A 19665-nucleotide genomic window follows, 5' to 3' on the forward strand; every position below is an offset into this window, starting at 1 on the left:
ACCGGTAGGTACGTGAAGCGGACCCGGTTGTGGGATCAATGAGAGGGTGGTCACGTGCAGCACGCGACGAATCCCCGCGAGCGGGTGAGAGACACCAAGACCGAGATCCACCGGGCGGCGGTCGCGCTGTTCTCGACCCAGGGATACGAGAAGACGAGCCTGCGCGAGATCGCCGAGCAGGTCGGCATCACCAAGGCGTCGCTGTACTACCACTACTCGTCCAAGCAGGACCTGCTCCGCGCGATCGTCGGCACCTTCCTGGACGACATCTCCCGCGTCCTGAGCCTGGTGGACGTCGTGCCGTGGTCGCCGGAGTCCGAGCGCGAACTGCTCGGCGCGTACGTCGACGTCGTCATCGCCCACCGGTCGACCGGGCCCACGTTGCTCCGCGACATCGCCGCCGTACTGGCCGCGTTCGGGGACGACCTGGACAAGCTGATCGCGCAGAGCCGGCGCTTCCAGCTCTGGCTGGCCGGCCCGGACCCGTCCCCCGCCGACCGCCTCCGCGCCGCCGCCGCGGTCGAAACCGTCGGCGCCGCCATGTCGGTCGAACTCGACCTCGGAGTCTCTGACGCCGAGATCCGCGCCGTCCTCATCGACGCCGCCACCGCCATCCTCTCCCGCCGCGGCACACCTACCGACCACGCCTAGTTGTCGGTGGTGCGGGCTACGGTCAGGCCCGTGAGCACGTTCAAGTTCTCGGCGCCGCTGTGGCTGTATCCGGGCGAGAGCGGCTGGCACTTCATCTCGGTGCCCGCCGACATCAGCGACGACATCGCCCACCTCTCCGCCGCCACCCGCCACGGCTTCGGCTCGGTCCGCGTCACCGCCACCATCGGCGCCACCACCTGGCAGACCTCGGTCTTCCCCGACAGCAAGTCCGGCACCTACCTCCTACCGGTCAAGAAACCAGTCCGCACCGCCGAACACCTCACCCCAGGCGATCCAGTCCACACAACCCTCACCCTTGCCGACGTCCCGCAGTAGTTGGGTGGGTTGGAGAGTTCACTTGGGGTTCAGATGGGGAGACGGTGGGGTGGTTAGCGTTTGGGGATCCGTTGAGTGGAGGGGTGTTATGCGTAGGTCGCGTGGGCTGGTCGTCGCGCTTGGGGTGGTTCTTGGTCTTGGTACGGCGGTTGGCGCGCCGGGGAGTGCGGTTGGAGCCGAGGCCGGAGGCGGTGGGCATGAGTCGGTGCGGTTCGCGACGTACAACGCGAGCCTGAACCGGGGTGCGGCCGGGCAGCTGGTCGCGGATCTGAGTACTGGCGGCAATGCGCAGGCCAAGGCTGTCGCCGAGGTGATTCAGCGGACGCGGCCGGATGTGCTGTTGATCAACGAGTTCGACTTCGTGCCGAACCAGCAGGCGGCCAACCTGTTCCGGGCCAACTACCTGGCGGTCGGGCAGGGTGGAGCCGCGCCGATCGACTATCCGTACGTGTACGTCGCTCCGTCGAACACCGGGATCCCGAGCGGCTTCGACCTGAACAACGACGGCCGGATCGCGGGTGGTGACGACGCGTTCGGGTTCGGGGTGTTCGAGGGCCAGTTCGGCATGGTCGTGTACTCGCGCTACCCGATCGACACCAGTCAGGTGCGGACGTTCCAGCTGTTCAAGTGGAAGGACATGCCGGGCGCGCTGCTGCCGGACGACCCGGCGACACCGGCGCCCGCCGACTGGTACTCGCCGGCCGAGCTCGATGTCTTCCGGCTGTCCAGCAAGTCGCATTGGGATCTGCCGATCCAGATCGGCCAGCGCACCGTGCACTTCCTGGTGTCCCACCCGACACCGCCGACCTTCGACGGAGCCGAGGACCGCAACGGTCGGCGGAACCACGACGAGATCCGGTTCTGGGCGGACTACGTGCAGCCTGGCGCTCGGTCGTCGTACATCTATGACGACAGTGGCAGGTACGGCGGTCTGCGGCCGGGCAGCGCGTTCGTCATCGCGGGCGACCAGAACAGCGACCCGGTCGACGGCGACTCGGTGCCGGGTGCGATCCAGCAGTTGATCGAGCACCCGCGGATCATCGACCCGTTGCCGACCTCGGCCGGTGCGGCGGAGGCCGCCGTACTGCAGGGTGGGGCGAACGCGTCGCACGAGGGCGATCCGAAGTACGACACGGCCGACTTCGCGGACAACCCGGCGCCCGGGAACCTGCGCGCGGACTACGTGTTGCCGTCGCGCCAGTTGAAGCCCCAGGGTGCGGGTGTGTTCTGGCCGGTTCAGGCGGATCCGCTCTTCAGGCTGACCGGAGTCTTCCCGTTCCCGACCAGCGACCATCGGCTGGTGTGGGTCGACATCCGCGTCCCGGGCTGGCACTGAGGCGGTCGGGCCTAGCCGGTTCGAGGCCGGCTAGGCCCGGTCAGCTCTCGAGGTGATCCTTCAGGGCGTCCAGGCGGCTGTCCCAGTCGCGGGCCATGGCCGCCAGGAACTGCTGGGCCACTTGCATCGGCGCGGAGTGCAGACGGAACCGCACTCGGCGCCGCTCTCCGTGTTCGGCTGTCACCAGGCCGGCGTCGGCCAGCAGCGCCAGGTGCTTGGCGATCGCCTGCCGGGTGATCGGCAGGCGGTCCGCCAGGTCCGTGGCCGTCGCCGGGCCGCCCGAGGCGAGCGTGGCCAGGATGCTGCGCCGGCTCGGATCGGCAAGCGCGACGAACACCTGCTCCGCGACCGCCTCCATGTCGGCGCGGCTCGCCGTGCCCGGGCTGCTGTCGGCGGCTGCGGGGCGTGGGTCGGGCGGCTGAGTGTCAGGCTGCATCGAGGTATTCGACCAGTTCGTCGATCTCGGAGGTCCAGCCCTGCGTGTTGGCCTCGAACGCCTTGCGGTACTCGTCCTCTGGCAGTTGGGCGAAGCCGGTCTCGACGACGGTCAGCCGCGTGCCGGCGTCGACGGGCTCGAGGGTGAACTCGACATAGGTACGGCGGGGGTCGTCCGCGGGCAGCCCGTAGATGTGCCAGGTGAAGCCGAACGTGGTCGGCTCCTCGACCCGTTCGATCCGCATCTCGGCCTGGTCCCCGCTGTTCCAGGTCATCTGCGCGGATCCGCCCGGCCGCAGGTCGACCGTCGCCTGGTGCCCGAACCACGTCCCCAGCCCCTCGGCCGTGGTCAACGCGGCCCACACCTTCGCCGGAGGATGCGCGATCTCGACGGTCCGCTCGATCCGATCAGGAAACCCCATCACAACCTCCACAAATAGCAACCATCCAGTTGCCACTCAATTTATTGCAACTCCCGGGTTGCGTCAACCCCAACTCGCGGGTGGGGAGGCTGGAGGAGGTGGTGGGAGGGTGTGGGAATGGGGAACGCCGCCGGGGTGCCGGCGGCGTCCGCGGTGTCGGTCAGCGTTCGTTGGATGGTTTCTGGTTGGCGGCTGGGCCAGTTGAGCGATGTGGTTCCTTGCCAGGTGGCAGCTCGCCGGCGGGGCGTGCCTTTTCGCCGGTCTGGATCCTGGGCTGAGTCGTGCCGTCGAGTGCTACGCGATTCACGTGACTCAGTTCGGCCTTCAGGTCGGCCTGGCTCTTTTCGTGGCCGGGCGCCTGAAAGCTGGGCGTCCACTGCTGGTTGGACGCAGCCGCCGCCGTCGCAGGGGCCACCTCGTGTTGCGCAGCAGGCTGCTGCGACGGTTGGCCGGTTCCCTGCGTCATGTACGCGACCCTCGGATCCAGTGGAGGCTGAGCCTGAGCGGATTGTGGGCCCTGAGTCTGCTGGCGCGTCAAGGTTTGGCGGATGGCCTCGTCGTACGCCAAGCCGGCGGCCGGTGCGGATGCCGGCTGCTGTGGGGCGGGCTGCGGTGTACCGGGCGCCGGCTGCTGCGGGACAGGCTGCTGCATCGGTTGGCTGGTTCCCGTTGCCATCCAGGCGTCCGCCGGATCCTGTCCAGGCTGAGTCTGAGCGGGGTCCTGGCCCTCAGCCTGCGCGGCCGGCGCCGGCAGCGGAACCTGCGGCTGCGCGGTCTGTGGCAGCGGAACCTGCGGCTGTGCGGTCTGCGGCTGCTGCCCGGTCTGGGGCTGGGCGGTTTGTGGTTGGTGTGGCGCGGTTTGGGGCTGCGGCGGGGTCGGCGGCTGCTGCCCGGTCTGGGGCTGTGCGGTCTGGGGCTGTTGCTGGCCCTGCTGCGGGCCGGTTTGAGCTTGGGGTGGCTGGGCGGCCTGGCCTTGTTGCATGGCCTGGAGTTGTTGCCGGAGGGCGTCGATCTGTTGCTGGGCTTGTTGTTGGGCCTGCTGCTGGGCCTGGAGCACCTGGAGCTGAAGGGCCTCGACCTGGAGTCGGGCCTGCTCGTTCTGCGCTATGACGAGCTGCAGCTGCTGATCCAGCGCCTGGAACTGGTCTGGCTGCTGGCCCGCCTGCTGCCCAGACCCTTGTCCCAGCTGCTGGGCCTGTTGTTGCGCCCCGCCACCCATCGGGCCCTCCGGTCGGAAGACCTGGGCCAACCGATTTTGCGACAGCGCCTGCAGATCCGCTCGGTTGATCCCCTGCCGGCCGATGGCTTGGCGTACCGCCGGGTCCATCTTCTTCACGTCGCGCGCGGCCTGGGCGTAGGCAGCCTTCAGCGCCTTCGTGCCTTGCCTAATGTTCCGTCGACGCTCGAGCCGGTTTCGGATGGCGCGGATGGGGTTACGCGTCGGCGCGGCTTCCGGACCGGCCGCCTCGCGGCGATCGGCGAATTCCTGGTTGAGCCGCTGGGCCGCGCCCTCCCACACCTGCGGGTTGAACTCGGCGCCGACCTGCGCCTCGGCGAACTGCTGCAGGTCGGCCTGGGTCATGTTGGCGCGGCCGATGCGCTCGCGGACGATCGGGTCCATCCGCTTCGCGTCGCGCGCGGCCTGGGCGTAGGCGGCCTTGAGCGTCTTGGTGCCGCGCCGCGTCTCCCGCATGTTGGTCCAGCGGGTGGACATGCGGCGGATCCGGCCCGGCTCCTGGGAAGGCTGGCTCATCGGCTCTCCTAGTCGATGTAGACCGCGTAGTTGACCCCGACCGACGTCGTCAGCGGGTCCTTGGTGGGCTTGTTGCTGTACAGGTGGAACTGCGCGCCCGGCCGCAGCCAGACGGCCAGATGCCGGCGGCCGGCTCCGGCCGCGGGATCCCACTCGTCGGCGAAATCAGGGCTGCTGTCGTCACCGACGTAGTCCGGCTGGCCCCAGTGCCGGGTCGCCAGCGCGAGGTGCTCCGGCCAGTGCGCGTCCAGCCCGGCCTCGGCGGCGGCGATGTCGTCCGGCCCGATCTCGTACGCCGACCAGCCGCTGTCCGGGCAGTCGGAGAACACCAGGCCGTCGAACACGATCATCGTCGTACCGCGGGGAGTGGTGAATCCCCACGAGACCATCTCGGCCGCGATCACCTCACCCTGCTGCAGCGGCCACGGCCGCCACGGCGTCTGCGACATCACCCGGTTGACGAGGGCGCGGACGACCTGCGGGCCGGAGTCGTCGTTGTCCGGACCGGCGATTGCGGTCCAGTCCCGAACCTCCGCGAGGTCCGCCATCGCCAGGTCGTCCTGGTCGAGCGGCCTGGCTTGTGTCTTCATCCGGCCCCGTCGTCCTTCCCTCTGCGATCCTGCGTTGACTGACCGCAACGGTAGGCTGCCGCGCGGGTCAGATGCCAGCGGGTTCGACGCGGCTGTGGACAACTTGGATCCATCTCTTACATAGCCGGGTTCAGCTCAGCTGTGGACGGCGTGAACGGGCCGATCAGACCAGGCCGTACGCTGGTCCGGTGAACAAGGAACACCACTACGGCTTCGAGACACTCGCCATCCACGCCGGAAACGAGCCTGACCCCACCACCGGTGCGGTGGTGCCGCCGATCTACGCGACCAGCACCTACAAGCAGGACGGCGTCGGCGGGCTGCGCAACGGCTACGAGTACTCCCGGTCGGCGAACCCGACCCGGACCGCGCTGGAGGAGTGTCTGGCCGCGATCGAAGCGGGCAGCCGCGGCTTCGCGTTCGCGAGCGGTCTCGCCGCCGAGGACACCCTGATCCGCTCGCTGTGCGTACCCGGTGACCACGTCGTGTTCCCCGACGACGCGTACGGCGGCACCTTCCGGCTGTTCTCCAAGGTGCTCGGCACCTGGGGTGTCGAGATGACGCCGGCCGCGGTCACCCACCCGGAGGCGATCCGCGCCGCGGTCCGCCCGGGCAAGACCAAGGTCATCTGGCTGGAGACCCCGACCAACCCGCTGCTCAACGTCGCCGACATCGCCCTCATCGCCCAGATCGCGCATGAGGCCGGTGCGCTGCTGGTGGTCGACAACACGTTTGCGTCGCCGTACCTGCAGCAGCCGCTGGAGCTCGGTGCGGACGTGGTCGTCCACTCGACCACGAAGTACATGGGCGGTCACTCCGACGTCGTCGGCGGTGCGCTGATCGTCCGCGACGCCGAACTGGCCGACAAGATCGCCTTCCACCAGAACGCGATCGGCGCGGTCGCCGGCCCGTTCGACTCCTGGCTGGTACTGCGCGGGATCAAGACCCTCGGCGTCCGGATGGACCGGCACAGCGACAACGCCGAGCGGGTCGTCGAGTTCCTGCAGCGGCACCAGTCCGTCACCCAGGTGCTCTACCCGGGGATCGACGGCCACCCCGGTCACGAGACCGCCGCGAAGCAGATGAAGCGGTACGGCGGCATCGTGTCGTTCCGGGTCGCCGGTGGCGAGCAGCAGGCGATCGACATCTGCAACAAGGCCGAGGTCTTCATCCTGGGCGAGTCGCTCGGCGGCGTCGAGTCGCTGATCGAGCACCCGGGGAAGATGACCCACGCATCGGTCGCCGGTACGCCGCTGGAGGTGCCGGCCGACCTGATCCGGCTCAGCGTCGGCATCGAGACGATCGACGACCTGCTGCTGGACCTCGACCGCGCGATGTCCTGATCGGTTGGTCAAGCACCAAGCACCCGCGCCTCGCGCCCATTTCAGGGGTCAACCCCGTAGCTTGTGGGTTGCGGACCCAAAATACGGCGGCCAAACCCACCACCTGAGGGGTCGACCCCTGAAATGGGCGCGGGCGGGGTGCTGGGGGAGCAGCGGTGGGGTGGGGAGGTTTTGTGAGTGAGGCGCTGAGCGGGGGTGACTGGTGAGCCTCGTAGTCGCCGTCGACTTCGGGTCGACGTTCACGAAGGCGATCGCGGTGGACTCCGGCTCGGGCGACCTGGTTGCCCGGGCCGAGCACCGCACCACGATCGGCACCGACGTGATGGACGGCTGGCACGCCTGCCGGGCCGTCCTCGAAGAAGCCGATCGCGGTGTCGCCACAGCTGACGTGCTGGCCTGTTCAAGTGCCGGCGGCGGTCTCCGGATCGGTGTCGTAGGCAACGAAGAGCTGGTCACCGCCGAAGCCGGCCGCCGGGTCGCGTTGTCCAGCGGCGGCCGAGTGGTTGCCGTGGTCAACGGTGGACTGACGGCGACTTCGCTGAAGGACCTGCGCAAGGACCGACCGGACGTCGTACTGCTGCTCGGCGGCACGGACGGCGGGAACTCGGCCGTCCTGCTCAAGGCCGCTTCGACACTGGCCAAGTACAAGTGGCGCCGTCCGGTCGTTGTCGCGGGCAACGTCGACGCGCAGGCGGAGATCCGCGAAACACTGGCGGCCGCGGACGTGCCGCATGTGCTCGCGGACAACGTCGTACCCGAGATCGGGGTGTTCGCGCCGGACAGTGCGCGGGCCGCGATCCGGGAGATGTTCCTCGCGCACGTGATCGGCGGCAAGAACCTGTCCAGGGATCCATCCTTCGCGCGGATGGTCCGGGCTGCCACGCCGGACGTCGTACTGCGGGGAGTCGAAGTGCTGGCCGGGTTGCACGGTGACGTGGCGGTCGTGGACATCGGTGGCGCGACCACCGACGTGCACTCGGTGATCGAGCTCGATCCAGAGGACGCCAGCCTCGGGCGGGAAGTGGTCGCGACCCATCCGGTGACACGGACAGTCGAGGGTGACCTGGGCATGCGGTGGAGCGCCGTACCGGTGGTGGCTGCGGGTGTCGAGGCTGGATTGATCTCCGACGAGGACGCCATGCGTCAGGCAGCGGCCCGCAGACACGACGATCCGTCGTACCTGCCGGACAGCGCGATCGAGACGTCGTACGACGAGACTCTGGCGCGGATCGCCGCGACGGTCGCACTACGCAGGCATGCGGGTCGGCAGCGGATCGTGTTCGGGCCGGGCGGCCGGGTGATCGAGCGGTCCGGGAAAGATCTGCGCGAGGTGGATCTGCTGGTCGGATCCGGGGGAGTGCTGCGGCACAACGGGCCGGAGGTCGCGGCCCGGATCCTCGGGTCCGTGGCGGCGAACGCGCAGGAGGAGGGCTGGCTGGTCCCGGAGCGCGCGGCGATCGGGGTCGACAAGGACTACGTGCTCGCCGGCGTCGGACTCCTCGCCGACCTCGACCTGCAGGCTGCGGAGGGCCTGGCCACCCGCATTCATGGATCGGTCCGGACCGGGCACTAGTCTCGGCAGCAAGCAAGTAAGCGCTGCGGAGGTGCGATGAGCAAGGGGCGGGACGACGACGTGCCGGACGTCGGGAACGACGACCCGAGCCCGGTGGCGGACAACCAGGTACTGGACGAGGTCAGCGACACCGTCGAGACCGAGGCGCCCAGCGACCACGGGGCCGACGCGCAGCCCGAGGCGGCCGACGCGGTCCGCCAGCCCGACGTGGTCGACGCGGTCCGCCAGCCCGACGTGGTCGACGCGGTCCGCCAGCCCGACGTGGTCGACGCGCAGCCGAGGCAGAGTCCTGGGCGGGTGGATACCGGGGTGACGCCGGGGATGCAGATCGCCAGCGCCTGGGCATGGCGGTTCCTGGTGCTGGTCGCCGCGGTGCTCGTGATCGGGTACGGGATGCGTTACCTGTCCGAGGTGATCGTCCCGGTGACGGTCGGCGTACTGCTCACCGCTCTGCTGGTGCCGGTGACGAACGGCCTCCAGCGGCTGCGGATCCCGCGCGGCCCGGCGGCCGGTATCACCGTGCTCTCCACCGTCGTCCTCGTCGCCGGCCTGCTGACCCTGGTCGGCACCCAGATCGCCAGTCAGTTCGAGACTCTGTCCACCCAGGTCGGCGAAGGTGTCCAGAAGGTCCGTGACCTGGCCCGGATCAACTTCGGCCTCGACGACCAGGACATCACCAACGCCTTCAACTCGCTGCGCGAAGAGATCACGTCCGGCGGTGCACTCGGCCAGCGAGCGGCCGAGGTCGGTAGCACTGCGACGCACGTCGTCGCCGGGTTGTTCATCGCGCTGTTCTGCCTGTTCTTCTTCCTCTACCAGGGCGAGCAGATCTGGGCCTGGCTGGTCCGGCTGTTCCCGCGGCAGGCCCGGGAGAAGGCGGATTCGTCCGGCCGGAAGGCGTGGGTCTCGCTGACCGCGTTCGTCCGGGCCACCATCGTCGTCGCCGCGGTGGACGCGATCGGCATCTCGCTGGGCGCGGCGATCCTCGGTCTGCCGCTGGTCAGCGCGATCGGAATCCTGGTCTTCGTCGGCGCGTTCATCCCGGTGGTCGGTGCGCTGATCAGCGGGGTCGTCGCCGTCCTCGTCGCGCTGGTTGCCAAGGGCCCGATCATCGCGATCATCATGCTGGCGGTGGTGATCGGCGTACAGCAGCTCGAGGCGCACGTCCTGCAGCCGTTCCTGCTCGGTCGCGCGGTTGCCGTCCACCCGCTGGCCATCATCCTGGCGATCGCGACCGGTGTCATCGTGGCCGGGATCGTCGGTGCGCTGGTCGCCGTACCGACAGCTGCCGTCGTCAACACCATCGTGAACCACCTGGCCGGCAACGACGTCGATCCCGAACCACCTCGACGCCAGTTACCCCGGCGCAGACACCCCTCACCCGAGATCGTCGACGGCTAGGCCCGTCCCCGGGCATGGAAAGGCGCCGCCGAGAAGCTCTCGGCGGCGCCTTCCTATCTTCAGCTGCGGCCGTCGATGCCGTTGCCGCGGTTGATCTGGCTGGACTGTCCCGGCTTGGCGCCGTCGGCGCTGCTGCGGGCCTGCCCCGGCGCCAGCGGCGGTGTTGTCGCGGCTCTGAGGGTGTTCTGCAGATCGCTGGAAAGACGTGGCGTGGACGCTTGCCCAGCGGCCGCTGCGGCTCCGTGGGCGATCCTGGTGAGCGACTCCGGCGAGACGCTGCTGTTCGCGCCGGTGCCAGGCGGCGTGTCCGTGTTGGCCAAAGCGTCCCTGGCGCCGAGCCTGGACTCCCGCTTGGCCGCGATCGCGGCTGCTGTGGTCATGTCCCCTCCTCGTTGAGGTAGACCGCATAGTTGATTCCGACCGACACCGACAAAGGATGCCTGGCCGGCTTGTTGCTGTACAGGTGGATCTCGGCACCGGGTGGCGTCCAGACCGCGAGATGACGGCGGTCCTTGCCGGAGCCGGGCGACCACTCGTCGACGAACCCGGGGCCGTTGTCGGTTCCGACGTACGCCGGTTGACCCCAGTGCCGGCGGGCCAGGTCGAACTTGACCGGCCAGTGCTCGTCCAGGCCCTGCTCCGCGGCGGGGATGTCATAGGGCTCGATCGCGAACGCGACCCACCCGCTGAACGGGCTGTGCGGCAGGATCTGGTCGTCGTACACGGCCATCTCGGTACTGCGTTTGGTCAGGAAGCCCCAGCCGTCGAGTTGGTCGTCGATGACCGTCTTCCGGTCCACCGGCCAGGGCCGCCAGCCGGTGGCGGACTTGACCCGCCGGATGAGCTTCCGCACCGGGACCGCCCCGGTCTCGCCGGTATGCGGGCCGCCGACCCGGCGCCAGTCGCGTACCTCGGCGAGGTCGGCCATCGCACGGTCGTCGTCGTCCAACGGACGGTCCAGGGTCTTCATCCAGGCTGTTCCTGTCACTCCTCGCGTCACCTTGCCAGTGCAACCTAGAGCCGGGCGGGGTCAGATCGCGCGTCCATCTCACGCAGCAGACCGCCGGCCGAAACGCGAAGGGCCCCACCGGTCGCCCGGTGAGGCCCTCCGTTCATATTGCCGCCGTCAGTGCATCGCGGCGGCTGCGGAACTCTCGACCGAGTCCTCCGGCTTGTCGTCGGACCGGCCGGCGAGGCGCTGTTCCGGTGTGATGACCGCGATGATCAAGGCAATCGCCAGGAACGGCAGGGAGACCAGGAACACGTCGCCCATCGCCTGGACCAGGCCCTGCAGGGCCCAGCCCTTCATCGGCTGCTGCAAGGCGTGCAGCGCGTCCACACTGTTGGCCGCCTTGGCCAGCCCATCGACCATGGTCTGCGTCGCGTGCGGGACGATGTCGGTCAGGTGGTCCTTCAGCCGGCTGGTGAGTACGGCGCCGTAGACCGCCGTGCCGATCGCGCCGCCCATCGAGCGGAAGAACGTCATCGTCGAGGTCGCGCTGCCCATGTGCTGCCGGGGCACGCTGTTCTGTGCGGCGGTGACGGTGATCTGCATCGACAGGCCCAGGCCGGCGCCCATCACGAACATGAAGATCGCGAGGTGCCAGTACGGCGTGCTCATGCTGAGCGTGGACAGCAGCAGCATCGCGCCGCCGACCAGCACCGCGGAGATGATCGGGAACACCTTGTACCGGCCGTTCTTGCTCATCATCTGGCCGCTCGGGATCGAGGCCGAGAAGATACCGACGATCATCGGCAGCAGAGCCAGGCCGGACCGGGTCGGCGACATGTCCTTGACCGCCTGCAGGTACAGCGGCAGGAAGATCAGCGCACCGAACATCGCGAACCCGAGCAGGAACGCGTATCCGGCGTACCCGGAGAAGATCCGGCCCTTGAACAGGTCCATCGGGATGATCGGCTCGGACACCTTCAGCTCGACGAAGACGAAGGTGACGGCCAGCACCACGGCGGCGGCGAGCAGGGCGATCGTGGTTCCGTCGCCCCAGCCGTAGGTCGGACCGCTCCACGAGATCGCCAGCAGCAGCGTGGTGACCGCGCCGGTGATCACCGCAGCGCCGAGGTAATCGATCTTGTGCGACCGCTTCACGTGCGGCAGCTTCAGCACGGCGGCAACGATGCCCAGGGCAACCAGACCGATCGGCAGGTTGATCCAGAAGATCCAGCGCCAGCCCGGACCGTCGGTGAGCAGACCGCCGAGCAGTGGCCCGGCCACCGAGGACAGGCCGAAGACGGCACCGAAGTACCCCATGTACTTACCGCGCTCGCGCGGCGGGATGACATCGCCGATGGTGGCGAAGGCCAGCGACATCAGACCGCCGGCGCCGAGACCCTGGACGGCCCGGAAGCCGATCAGCATCTCGATGTTCTGGGCCAGCGCGGACAGCACCGAGCCGGCCAGGAACGTGACGATCGCCGCGATGAACAGCGGGCGGCGGCCGTAGAGGTCGGAGATCTTGCCCCACAGCGGTGTGGAGGCGGTCGAGGTCAGCAGGTACGCCGTGACCACCCAGGACAGCTTGTCCAGGCTGTTGAACTCACTGACGATCTGCGGCAGCGCGGTCCCGACGATGCTCTGGTCGAGTGCGGCCAGGAACATGCCGGCCATCAGCCCGCCGAGGACGACCAGGATCTGCTTGTGGGACAGGTACTGCGGGGTATCTGGAATGGTTTCAGGCGCAGCGCCGCCGGGGGTAGCGGGCTCGGTGGTGCTCATCTGGTGCTCTCCAGGTTCTTGTCGGTGTTCTCGCGGGCGGCGGGGTCCCTGCCGGGCGCGAAATCTTCGGTACGGCGCTCAGCCGCGGCCGGCCGGATCCGTGGGGCGACGGCGGCCCAGCCCTTGTCGGCCCAGGCGCGGTTGTCGGAGCCGGTGTCGGTCAGGCTGGCGACACCGTCGGCGAAGCGGGTCATCAGCCGCTCGAACGTCAGGATGTCGTCCTCGGACCAGCCGTTCATCGCGGCGGTGAGCAGCTCCATCCGGCGGCGGGCGCCGGACTCCCACTCCTCGACGCCCTGGTCGGTCAGCTCGACCCGGAAGGCGCGGCCGTCGTCAGGGTCGGGGGAGCGGCGGACCAGCCCGAGCTGCTCCAGCGCACGGACGTGCCGGCTCGCGGTGGAGGCGTCGAGCTCGATCCGATTCGCCAGGTCGGACAGCCGCAGGGCGCCGCTGCAACGCAACACGAACAGGACCACGTGGAGGCTGTGGTCGAGTTTGTCTCCGGGCTGCTTGCCTTTGAGTCGCCGGCCGACCCGGGTGAACGCGTGCAGCACACCCTCGACCGGGGTGGGCGCGGAGTTCGGGTCGTTTACTTGCATGCTGCAAGCATATACATGCTTGCGTGATACACGCAAATGAGTTTCCAACGTTCCGACTGAGTTGACACTCACTTGCTCTCTGTGCTGAGCCGGTCACGAAGAGCATCGGGTAGACCTGGCACCCCGCGGATGGTCGGTCTGCCTCCCTGGCCGGCGCCACCCGTCGCGACAAGGCTGGACCCATTTCCTGCGAACTGAATGGGGCGCCTGGTGACGGCAATCGACTTACGGGCTGTGGAGAGCAAGGCAGCGACGACCCGTCGGCTGCTGGAGTTCGGTGCGGTCTGCTTGGTCTTGACCTGGTTGCCTTGGGCCGTCCTGGGCTTGCTGGGCGCGGATCTCGACGAAGGCGGCGGGACGCTCGTCTTCGCCCTGGCGGCGTCCGGGCCGTCGCTGGCGGCCTTGGTGATGTGGCTGTGGCGACGGGAGAAGGGGCTGCGGCTCGTGAGCTGGTCGTGGAAATGGCCGATCGCCGCTGTGCTGCTCGCGTCGCTCCCGCCGCTGGCAGCGACGGCGCTTACGGGAGGGCTGCCCGCTCTTCCCGATCATGCTGCCGAGGTCATTGCCGGTGCCGGCGGACTGTTCGGAGCGTTGGCCTACACCTTCCTGGCTGGGCCGGTTGCGGAGGAGTTCGGCTGGCGGGGTTACGTCCAGCCGCGTCTGCGCCGGCACCACGGTCAGTTGGCCACCACCGTCGTCCTCGGCGCGGCGTGGGGGCTGTGGCACGTGCCGCTGTACTTCTTGAACGGGACCGGACAGCACGACGACGGGCTGTTCACCCAGGAGGGACTGACCTTCTTCCTGGGCCTGTTCCCGCTGACCTACGTGATGCTGTTCGTCAGCGAGCGGCTCCGTGGCGGGGTGCCGGCGGCCATCCTGGCGCACGCGGCGTGGAACCTCTCCGAGGAGCTGATTCCTCCGCTCGGCAACGGAGTCTGGCTGGAGCTTCTCGTCCTGACGGCGGTAGCGGGAGCAGTCGGCTGGTACTGGCGCCGCAACCCTCCCACGGAGTCGGCCGCCTGAGCGTCCTGCGATCCTGGACGTCGATTCGGCGAGCGGCAGGAGGGCGTGCGGATGGCGCAGGTGGCGGTGGTGACCGGAGGCGGTTCGGGGCTCGGGCGGGAGATGGCTCTGGCACTGGCGGCGGCCGGGTTCGAGGTGATCGTCACCGGGCGGACCGAGGAGAAGCTGCGCGAGACGGCGTCGCTCGGTGGTGACGCGGTCGGGTACGCCGTACTGGATGTCGCCGACGGTGCCGCCGTACGGGCGTTGTTCGGTGGGCTCGAGCGGGTCGACGTACTGGTCAACAACGCGGGCACGGGTGCGCCGGCGGCGCCGGTTCAGGAGGTCTCGGAGGACGAGTGGCGGCGGGTGGTCGACACCAACCTGACCGGGTCGTTCCTGTGTGCGCAGGCTGCCTTCGCGCTGATGCTGAAGCAGGACCCGAAGGGCGGGCGGATCATCAACAACGGGTCGATCTCGGCGCACGTACCGCGGCCGCACGGGATCGCCTACACCGCGAGCAAGCATGCGATCAGCGGGCTGACCAAAGGGCTCGAGCTGGAGGGCCGGGCGCACGGGATCACCGCCTGCCAGATCGACATCGGCAACGCCGCCACCCAGATGACCGAGCGGATGGGCCAGGGCGTGCTCCAGCCGGACGGGTCGGTCGCGGTCGAGCCGACGTTCGACCCGAAGATCGTCGCGGACTTCGTGGTCCGGATCGCCCAGTTGCCGACGTCGGTCGCCGTACCCACCCTCACTGTGATGGCGGCGGGGATGCCGTACGTCGGCCGCGGCTGAGATCACCCAAAAGGACAAGAAAGTGTCGGCCGGGCCGTCTAGGGTCGGCCTCGTGAGTGAGCAGCGGGAGTCCTTGGTCCATGTCCGCGGGCTGCGGAAGTCGTACGGCGACTTCGAGGCGGTCCGCGGGATCGACCTGGATGTCTGGCGCGGGGAGGCGTTCGGGTTCCTCGGGCCGAACGGCGCGGGCAAGTCGTCGACGATGCGGATGATCGGCGCGGTCTCGCCGACCAGCGGCGGCACGCTGCGCATCCTCGGCATGGATCCGGCGACCGAGGGGCCGTCGATCCGGGCCCGGCTGGGCGTCTGCCCGCAGGACGACACCCTCGACACCGAGCTGACCGTCCGGGAGAACCTGACCATCTACGGGCGGTACTTCGGGCTGAGCCGGGCCGAGTGCCGGTTGCGGGCCGACGAGCTGCTCGAGTTCGTCGCGCTGACCGACAAGGCGAAGGTCAAGGTCGACGAGCTGTCCGGCGGGATGAAGCGGCGGCTGACGATCGCCCGGTCGCTGGTGAGCAAACCGGACCTGCTGCTGCTCGATGAGCCGACGACCGGTCTCGACCCACAGGCCCGGCATCTGTTGTGGGACAAGCTGTTCCGCCTGAAGCAGGCCGGCGTCACGCTGATCATCACCACGCACTACATGGACGAGGCCGAGCAGTTGTGCGACCGGCTGGTGGTGATGGACGGCGGGCTGATCGCGGCCGAGGGGTCACCGGCGCAGCTGATCCGGGACTACTCGACGCGTGAGGTGACCGAGCTGCGGTTCGGCCCGGAGGTGATGCTGTCCGACCACGACGCGCTCGCCGAGAAGGTGGGGGACCTGGCCCAGCGCATCGAGGTGCTGCCGGACCGCCTGCTCCTCTACACCGACGACGGTGAGCATGCGGTCGCCGCCGTACACGAGCGTGGTCTGGAGCCGGCCGCGGTTCTGGTACGGCGTTCGACGCTCGAGGACGTGTTCCTGCGGCTCACCGGCCGGACGTTGGTGGACTGATGGCGATTGCGCTGGAGAACGGTCGTCGCCAGTTCGACTACTGGCTGACGGTCTACAAACGGACCTGGAAGGGCACGCTGATCAGCAGTTTCCTGCTGCCGCTGCTCTATCTGGCCGCGATGGGGATCGGGCTGGGGTCGTTCGTGGACAGCAACGGGGCCGGCGCGTTGGGTGGGGTGAGCTACCTGCAGTACATCGCGCCCGGGTTGCTCGCCTCGACCGGACTGCAGATCGCTGTGGGCGAGGCGACGTACCCGGTGATGAGCGGGTTGAAGTGGCAGAAGTTCTATCACTCGATGATCGCGACGCCGTTGCGTCCGGCGGATGTCGTCTATGGGCAGCTTTCGTTCATCGCGTTCCGGGTGACCAGCACGTGTCTGGTGTTCCTGGTGGTGATCACCGCGTTCGGTGGGTTGAAGTCGCCGCTGGGCTTGCTCGGGCTGCCGGTCGCTCTGCTGGTCGGGATGGCAGCTGCCGGTCCGGTGGCGGCGTACGCGACCAAGCTGGAGAACGACTCCGGCTTCGCGATGATCTTCCGGTTCGGCGTGGTGCCGGCGTTCCTGTTCTCGGGTGCGTTCTTCCCGGTCTCACAGCTGCCGAACTGGATCGAGTGGCTCGCCTACGTCAGCCCGTTGTGGCACGGTGTCGAGCTGTCCCGCGACCTCAGCTTGGGCACGGTCGAGCCATGGATGGCGCTCCTCAATGTCGGTTATCTGATGGCGTGGTTCGTGATCGGCACCTGGCTCGCCGTCCGCGGCTTCACCAAGAAGTTGGTCGGCTGATGGCGACGCTGACTGCCCGGGTCGTCCCGGTGCCGCTCCGCCTCGGCGGGGGACGGCACATCGTGGAGCGGAACTTCCTGCTCTATCGCCGGTCCTGGGTCGTCTTCCTGTCCGGTTTCTTCGAGCCGGTGTTCTACCTGCTGTCGATCGGGATCGGCGTCGCCCAGTTGGTCGGCGACTTCACCCTGTCCGACGGCACCCGGATCGGGTACGCCGCCTTCGTCGCGCCGGCGATGCTGGCCAGTTCGGCGATGAACGGTGCGATCTTCGACTCGACGTACAACATCTTCTTCCGGATGAAGTACGCCAAGCTCTACGACTCGATGCTGGCGACACCGTTGCGGCCGTGGGACGTCGCGACCGGCGAGGTGACCTGGGCGCTGCTGCGCGGTGCGTGCTACTCGGCGATGTTCATTCTGGTGATGCTGGGGATGGGGCTGGTCGAGTCGTGGTGGGCGGTGGTCGCGCTGCCGGCCTCGGTGCTGATCGGGTTCGCGTTCGCCGGGGCCGGGATGGCGCTGACCACGTTCATGCGCAGCTGGCAGGACTTCGAGTTCGTCCAGCTGGCGATCATCCCGATGTTCCTGTTCTCGGCCACCTTCTACCCGGTCGAGACCTACCCGGCCGCGATCCGCTGGCTGGTCGAGATCACCCCGCTCTACCAGGGCGTCGTCCTCGAACGAGCCTTCACCACCGGCACCGTCAGCTGGTCCCTCCTCATCAACGCCCTCTACCTCGCCGCCATGGGCACGCTGGGGATGTACGTAGCCTCCCGCCGCCTCGGCAAGCTGCTGCTCAAGTAGTTACCGAGTGCGACGCGGCGGAACCGGAGGGTTTACGGGGTCGTCGGACAGGCATGATTCGGCGGGTGAGGAATCCGATCGGGGTGTTGCGGCGGGGGCAGCAGGTGCGGGCGCGGTTGAAGGCGCCGCGGGAGCGGTTGCCGGGTGGGCGGCGGCGGTGGATCCGGTCGTCGATGGACTGGCTCATCAGTGAGTTCGGGCGGGAGATCCTGCTCCGGCCGATCGTGGTGCCGGGGGAGTTGATTCCGGCTGGGTACGACGGTGGTCTCGCGACCGCCGAGGAGTTGTGTGCGCGGGTCGCGGAGCGGATGGATCTGCCGTCGGGGCAGTGCGCGCTGAGCTTCGAACTCGTGGCCGATGGCGTACGACGTCCGGCGTACCGGGGTGTGGTGAAGGAACAGTCGGGTCGGTGGGTTCGCGGTGCCGACCGCAACGAGATCCAGCTCGCGCCGGCGCTCGCCGCCGACCCGGTCGCCCTGGTCTCGATCTTCGCTCATGAGGCCGGTCATGAGCTGTTGCTCGGCGACGGCCGGATCTCGTCCACGCACCGGCACGACCACGAGTCGTTGACTGATCTGCTCACCGTGTTCTACGGACTCGGGATCTTCACCGCGAACGCGGCGTACGAACGTCGTCCGCGGCCGAACGGGCGGGGCAAGCAACCACTGGCCCGTGGGTACCTGCGCGAGGCGGCACTATCCGAGGCACTCGCGTACTACGCCCTGCTCCGCGGTGAGCGCCGGCCGGACTGGGACCGCCACCTCGATCCACCGGTACGCCGGGTGATGCGGAACCAGCTGTCGATCCTGCACAAGTGACGACTACTGCGCGAGCACCTGCCGCAGCCACCACACGGCTCCGCGCAGCATCGACTCGCTGCTCGGCCCGGATACGTGGTCCGGCAGATGCAGCGAGGTCATCGTCTGATGGAGCGCACCCAGCTCTTTCGCCAACTCGAGCGCCCGACGCAGGTCCGAGTGGGAGGCGTACTCCTCCCACTCGGTCAGATACGCGCCCATCAGCAAAGGATCCATCGACAGCGGTGAGCGCTCCTCGAAGAAGGTCACAAGGTCAAGGAACGGGTGCGACACCGCCGCGTCGGTCCAGTCGAACGCCAGCACGCGGCCGTCCCGAACGGCGAGATTCCGCGGGTGCAGGTCGCCGTGCAGCAGTGTCTCCGGTACGCCGATCGCCGCCAACTCGGTGATTGCCTCACGCAACTGTTCAGCCCGGCGCGGCAGCCGTGCACGCTCGGCGGAGTCGAGCCGATCGGTGGCCGGGTTCGGCCCGAACAGCCGGTCCAGCTCGGCATCCAGTACGGCGAGCCGGCGGTCGACGCAGCTGAATCCCAGCAGCCGATCCGGCTGGTCCGCATAGCTGCGCTGCAGCCGCGCATGACCCCGGACGGCGTCGATCCAGACCGAGATGTCCGGTTCGTCGGCCAACGGGGATCCCAGGTCGGGCAAGAGCATCCAGGCCCGCTGCTCGTCGATGGCCAGCGGCGCCGGCACCGCGTCGGGCCGCTCCTCGGAGAGCCTCTGCAGCAGCAAGGGTTCATGGGCGAACAACAGCGGCAGCGCGTCGACGCGGGCCGGCCGAACCGTGCTGGAGTGCGCGAGGGCCTTGAAGTACACGTCCCCGTCGGCGGTCGGGATGCGCAGGACATTCGACAAACCCCACGACCGGACCTGAGCGGCCGGGCCGGTTCGCGCCGTACGCGAATCGATCCATGGCAGAGCCTCGTCGTACCAGCCTGGCATCGTCCAAGCGGGCGTCACGGGTGAGTCCGGCGGCAGGGCGAGATGCTTGCGTGCGGCGATGGCTGCGGGGTCATCGAGTTCGTGCACCCAGCGGGCATTCGCGGGCGCGGCGCCGGCTGAGACCATCAGGTACGTCGGTTCGTCGTCGAGGCAGGTGAGGACGTAGGCCTCGATCGCCAGTTGCTCGCGGAGTGCCTGCACCACCGCCTCGACGTCGGGGAACCAGAACTTCTCGGCGACCTCTACCTGGGGCAGGCCCGAAGGCAGTAGCAGTACAGCTTGGTCGGAGGCACGCACCACAACCGCCGTCGCTGTCATGGCTTGGAGCGTATATCTGCGTAGGG

21 protein-coding genes are annotated in these 19665 nt (G+C 68.7%); 12 read left to right on the forward strand and 9 right to left on the reverse strand.

Annotated features, from left to right (window positions below):
- Nucleotides 1-54: 54 nt before the first annotated feature.
- The 3 genes from V9K99_RS20275 to V9K99_RS20285 all read left to right on the forward strand — a co-directional run bounded on the left by V9K99_RS20275 (nucleotide 55) and on the right by V9K99_RS20285 (nucleotide 2323).
- Nucleotides 55-651, forward strand: a complete 597-nt coding sequence (locus V9K99_RS20275) for a TetR/AcrR family transcriptional regulator (protein WP_337012627.1) — start codon at nucleotides 55-57, stop codon at nucleotides 649-651.
- A 30-nt stretch (nucleotides 652-681) separates the two neighbouring features.
- Nucleotides 682-987 (forward strand): DUF1905 domain-containing protein, encoded by a 306-nt coding sequence (locus tag V9K99_RS20280; protein ID WP_337012625.1) that lies wholly within the window; start codon nucleotides 682-684, stop codon nucleotides 985-987.
- An 88-nt stretch (nucleotides 988-1075) separates the two neighbouring features.
- Nucleotides 1076-2323 carry an endonuclease/exonuclease/phosphatase family protein gene (locus V9K99_RS20285; RefSeq protein ID WP_337012623.1) on the forward strand — a complete coding sequence of 416 codons (1248 nt, stop codon included), beginning with the start codon at nucleotides 1076-1078 and terminating at the stop codon, nucleotides 2321-2323.
- A gap of 40 nt (nucleotides 2324-2363) precedes the next feature.
- Here V9K99_RS20285 and V9K99_RS20290 read toward each other — a convergent pair whose 3' ends face one another.
- From V9K99_RS20290 to V9K99_RS20305, 4 genes are all read right to left on the reverse strand, one after another.
- On the reverse strand, nucleotides 2364-2759 hold the full coding sequence (locus V9K99_RS20290) for an ArsR/SmtB family transcription factor (protein ID WP_337012621.1): 396 nt from the start codon (nucleotides 2757-2759) through the stop codon (nucleotides 2364-2366).
- Nucleotides 2749-3180 carry an SRPBCC domain-containing protein gene (locus V9K99_RS20295; RefSeq protein WP_337012619.1) on the reverse strand — a complete coding sequence of 144 codons (432 nt, stop codon included), beginning with the start codon at nucleotides 3178-3180 and terminating at the stop codon, nucleotides 2749-2751. Before V9K99_RS20295 ends, V9K99_RS20290 begins: the two co-directional genes overlap by 11 nt.
- A gap of 160 nt (nucleotides 3181-3340) precedes the next feature.
- Nucleotides 3341-4933, reverse strand: a complete 1593-nt coding sequence (locus tag V9K99_RS20300) for a hypothetical protein (RefSeq protein ID WP_337322855.1) — start codon at nucleotides 4931-4933, stop codon at nucleotides 3341-3343.
- Nucleotides 4934-4941: 8 nt separating this feature from the next.
- Nucleotides 4942-5523 (reverse strand): hypothetical protein, encoded by a 582-nt coding sequence (locus tag V9K99_RS20305; protein WP_337012615.1) that lies wholly within the window; start codon nucleotides 5521-5523, stop codon nucleotides 4942-4944.
- Nucleotides 5524-5711: 188 nt separating this feature from the next.
- On the opposite strand from V9K99_RS20305, the gene V9K99_RS20310 reads away from it, so the two are divergent.
- The 3 genes from V9K99_RS20310 to V9K99_RS20320 all read left to right on the forward strand — a co-directional run bounded on the left by V9K99_RS20310 (nucleotide 5712) and on the right by V9K99_RS20320 (nucleotide 9840).
- Complete coding sequence (locus tag V9K99_RS20310) at nucleotides 5712-6866, forward strand: cystathionine gamma-synthase (protein WP_337012613.1); 1155 nt, start codon at nucleotides 5712-5714, stop codon at nucleotides 6864-6866.
- A 202-nt stretch (nucleotides 6867-7068) separates the two neighbouring features.
- Nucleotides 7069-8439 (forward strand): glutamate mutase L, encoded by a 1371-nt coding sequence (locus V9K99_RS20315; protein ID WP_337012611.1) that lies wholly within the window; start codon nucleotides 7069-7071, stop codon nucleotides 8437-8439.
- Between the two features lie 36 nt (nucleotides 8440-8475).
- On the forward strand, nucleotides 8476-9840 hold the full coding sequence (locus V9K99_RS20320; RefSeq protein ID WP_337012609.1) for an AI-2E family transporter: 1365 nt from the start codon (nucleotides 8476-8478) through the stop codon (nucleotides 9838-9840).
- Between the two features lie 59 nt (nucleotides 9841-9899).
- Here V9K99_RS20320 and V9K99_RS20325 read toward each other — a convergent pair whose 3' ends face one another.
- The 4 genes from V9K99_RS20325 to V9K99_RS20340 all read right to left on the reverse strand — a co-directional run bounded on the left by V9K99_RS20325 (nucleotide 9900) and on the right by V9K99_RS20340 (nucleotide 13173).
- Entirely contained in the window at nucleotides 9900-10220 is a 321-nt protein-coding gene (locus V9K99_RS20325; RefSeq protein ID WP_337012607.1) for a hypothetical protein, read from the reverse strand.
- Complete coding sequence (locus V9K99_RS20330) at nucleotides 10217-10810, reverse strand: hypothetical protein (protein WP_337012605.1); 594 nt, start codon at nucleotides 10808-10810, stop codon at nucleotides 10217-10219. Before V9K99_RS20330 ends, V9K99_RS20325 begins: the two co-directional genes overlap by 4 nt.
- A gap of 156 nt (nucleotides 10811-10966) precedes the next feature.
- A complete protein-coding gene (locus V9K99_RS20335; protein ID WP_337012603.1) occupies nucleotides 10967-12574 on the reverse strand; it encodes an MDR family MFS transporter in 1608 nt (535 codons plus the stop codon).
- Entirely contained in the window at nucleotides 12571-13173 is a 603-nt protein-coding gene (locus V9K99_RS20340; protein ID WP_337012601.1) for a MarR family winged helix-turn-helix transcriptional regulator, read from the reverse strand. The genes V9K99_RS20335 and V9K99_RS20340 overlap by 4 nt, the downstream gene beginning before the upstream one ends.
- A 210-nt stretch (nucleotides 13174-13383) precedes the next feature.
- On the opposite strand from V9K99_RS20340, the gene V9K99_RS20345 reads away from it, so the two are divergent.
- From V9K99_RS20345 to V9K99_RS20370, 6 genes are all read left to right on the forward strand, one after another.
- Nucleotides 13384-14196 carry a CPBP family intramembrane glutamic endopeptidase gene (locus V9K99_RS20345; RefSeq protein ID WP_337012599.1) on the forward strand — a complete coding sequence of 271 codons (813 nt, stop codon included), beginning with the start codon at nucleotides 13384-13386 and terminating at the stop codon, nucleotides 14194-14196.
- A 51-nt stretch (nucleotides 14197-14247) separates the two neighbouring features.
- Nucleotides 14248-14976, forward strand: coding sequence for an SDR family oxidoreductase (locus V9K99_RS20350; protein WP_337012597.1), 729 nt, complete (start codon nucleotides 14248-14250; stop codon nucleotides 14974-14976).
- 52 nt (nucleotides 14977-15028) lie between these two features.
- Nucleotides 15029-15976, forward strand: coding sequence for an ABC transporter ATP-binding protein (locus V9K99_RS20355; RefSeq protein WP_337012595.1), 948 nt, complete (start codon nucleotides 15029-15031; stop codon nucleotides 15974-15976).
- A complete protein-coding gene (locus V9K99_RS20360) occupies nucleotides 15976-16758 on the forward strand; it encodes an ABC transporter permease (protein ID WP_337012593.1) in 783 nt (260 codons plus the stop codon). Before V9K99_RS20355 ends, V9K99_RS20360 begins: the two co-directional genes overlap by 1 nt.
- A complete protein-coding gene (locus V9K99_RS20365; protein ID WP_337012591.1) occupies nucleotides 16758-17561 on the forward strand; it encodes an ABC transporter permease in 804 nt (267 codons plus the stop codon). Before V9K99_RS20360 ends, V9K99_RS20365 begins: the two co-directional genes overlap by 1 nt.
- A gap of 65 nt (nucleotides 17562-17626) precedes the next feature.
- Nucleotides 17627-18379 (forward strand): hypothetical protein, encoded by a 753-nt coding sequence (locus V9K99_RS20370; RefSeq protein WP_337012589.1) that lies wholly within the window; start codon nucleotides 17627-17629, stop codon nucleotides 18377-18379.
- Nucleotides 18380-18382: 3 nt separating this feature from the next.
- On the opposite strand, the gene V9K99_RS20375 is transcribed toward V9K99_RS20370, so the two are convergent.
- On the reverse strand, nucleotides 18383-19639 hold the full coding sequence (locus tag V9K99_RS20375; RefSeq protein ID WP_337012587.1) for an aminoglycoside phosphotransferase family protein: 1257 nt from the start codon (nucleotides 19637-19639) through the stop codon (nucleotides 18383-18385).
- Nucleotides 19640-19665: the final 26 nt, after the last annotated feature.

This window comes from Kribbella sp. CCNWLW201, from assembly GCF_037203805.1.
Taxonomy (GTDB): Bacteria; Actinomycetota; Actinomycetes; order Propionibacteriales; family Kribbellaceae; genus Kribbella.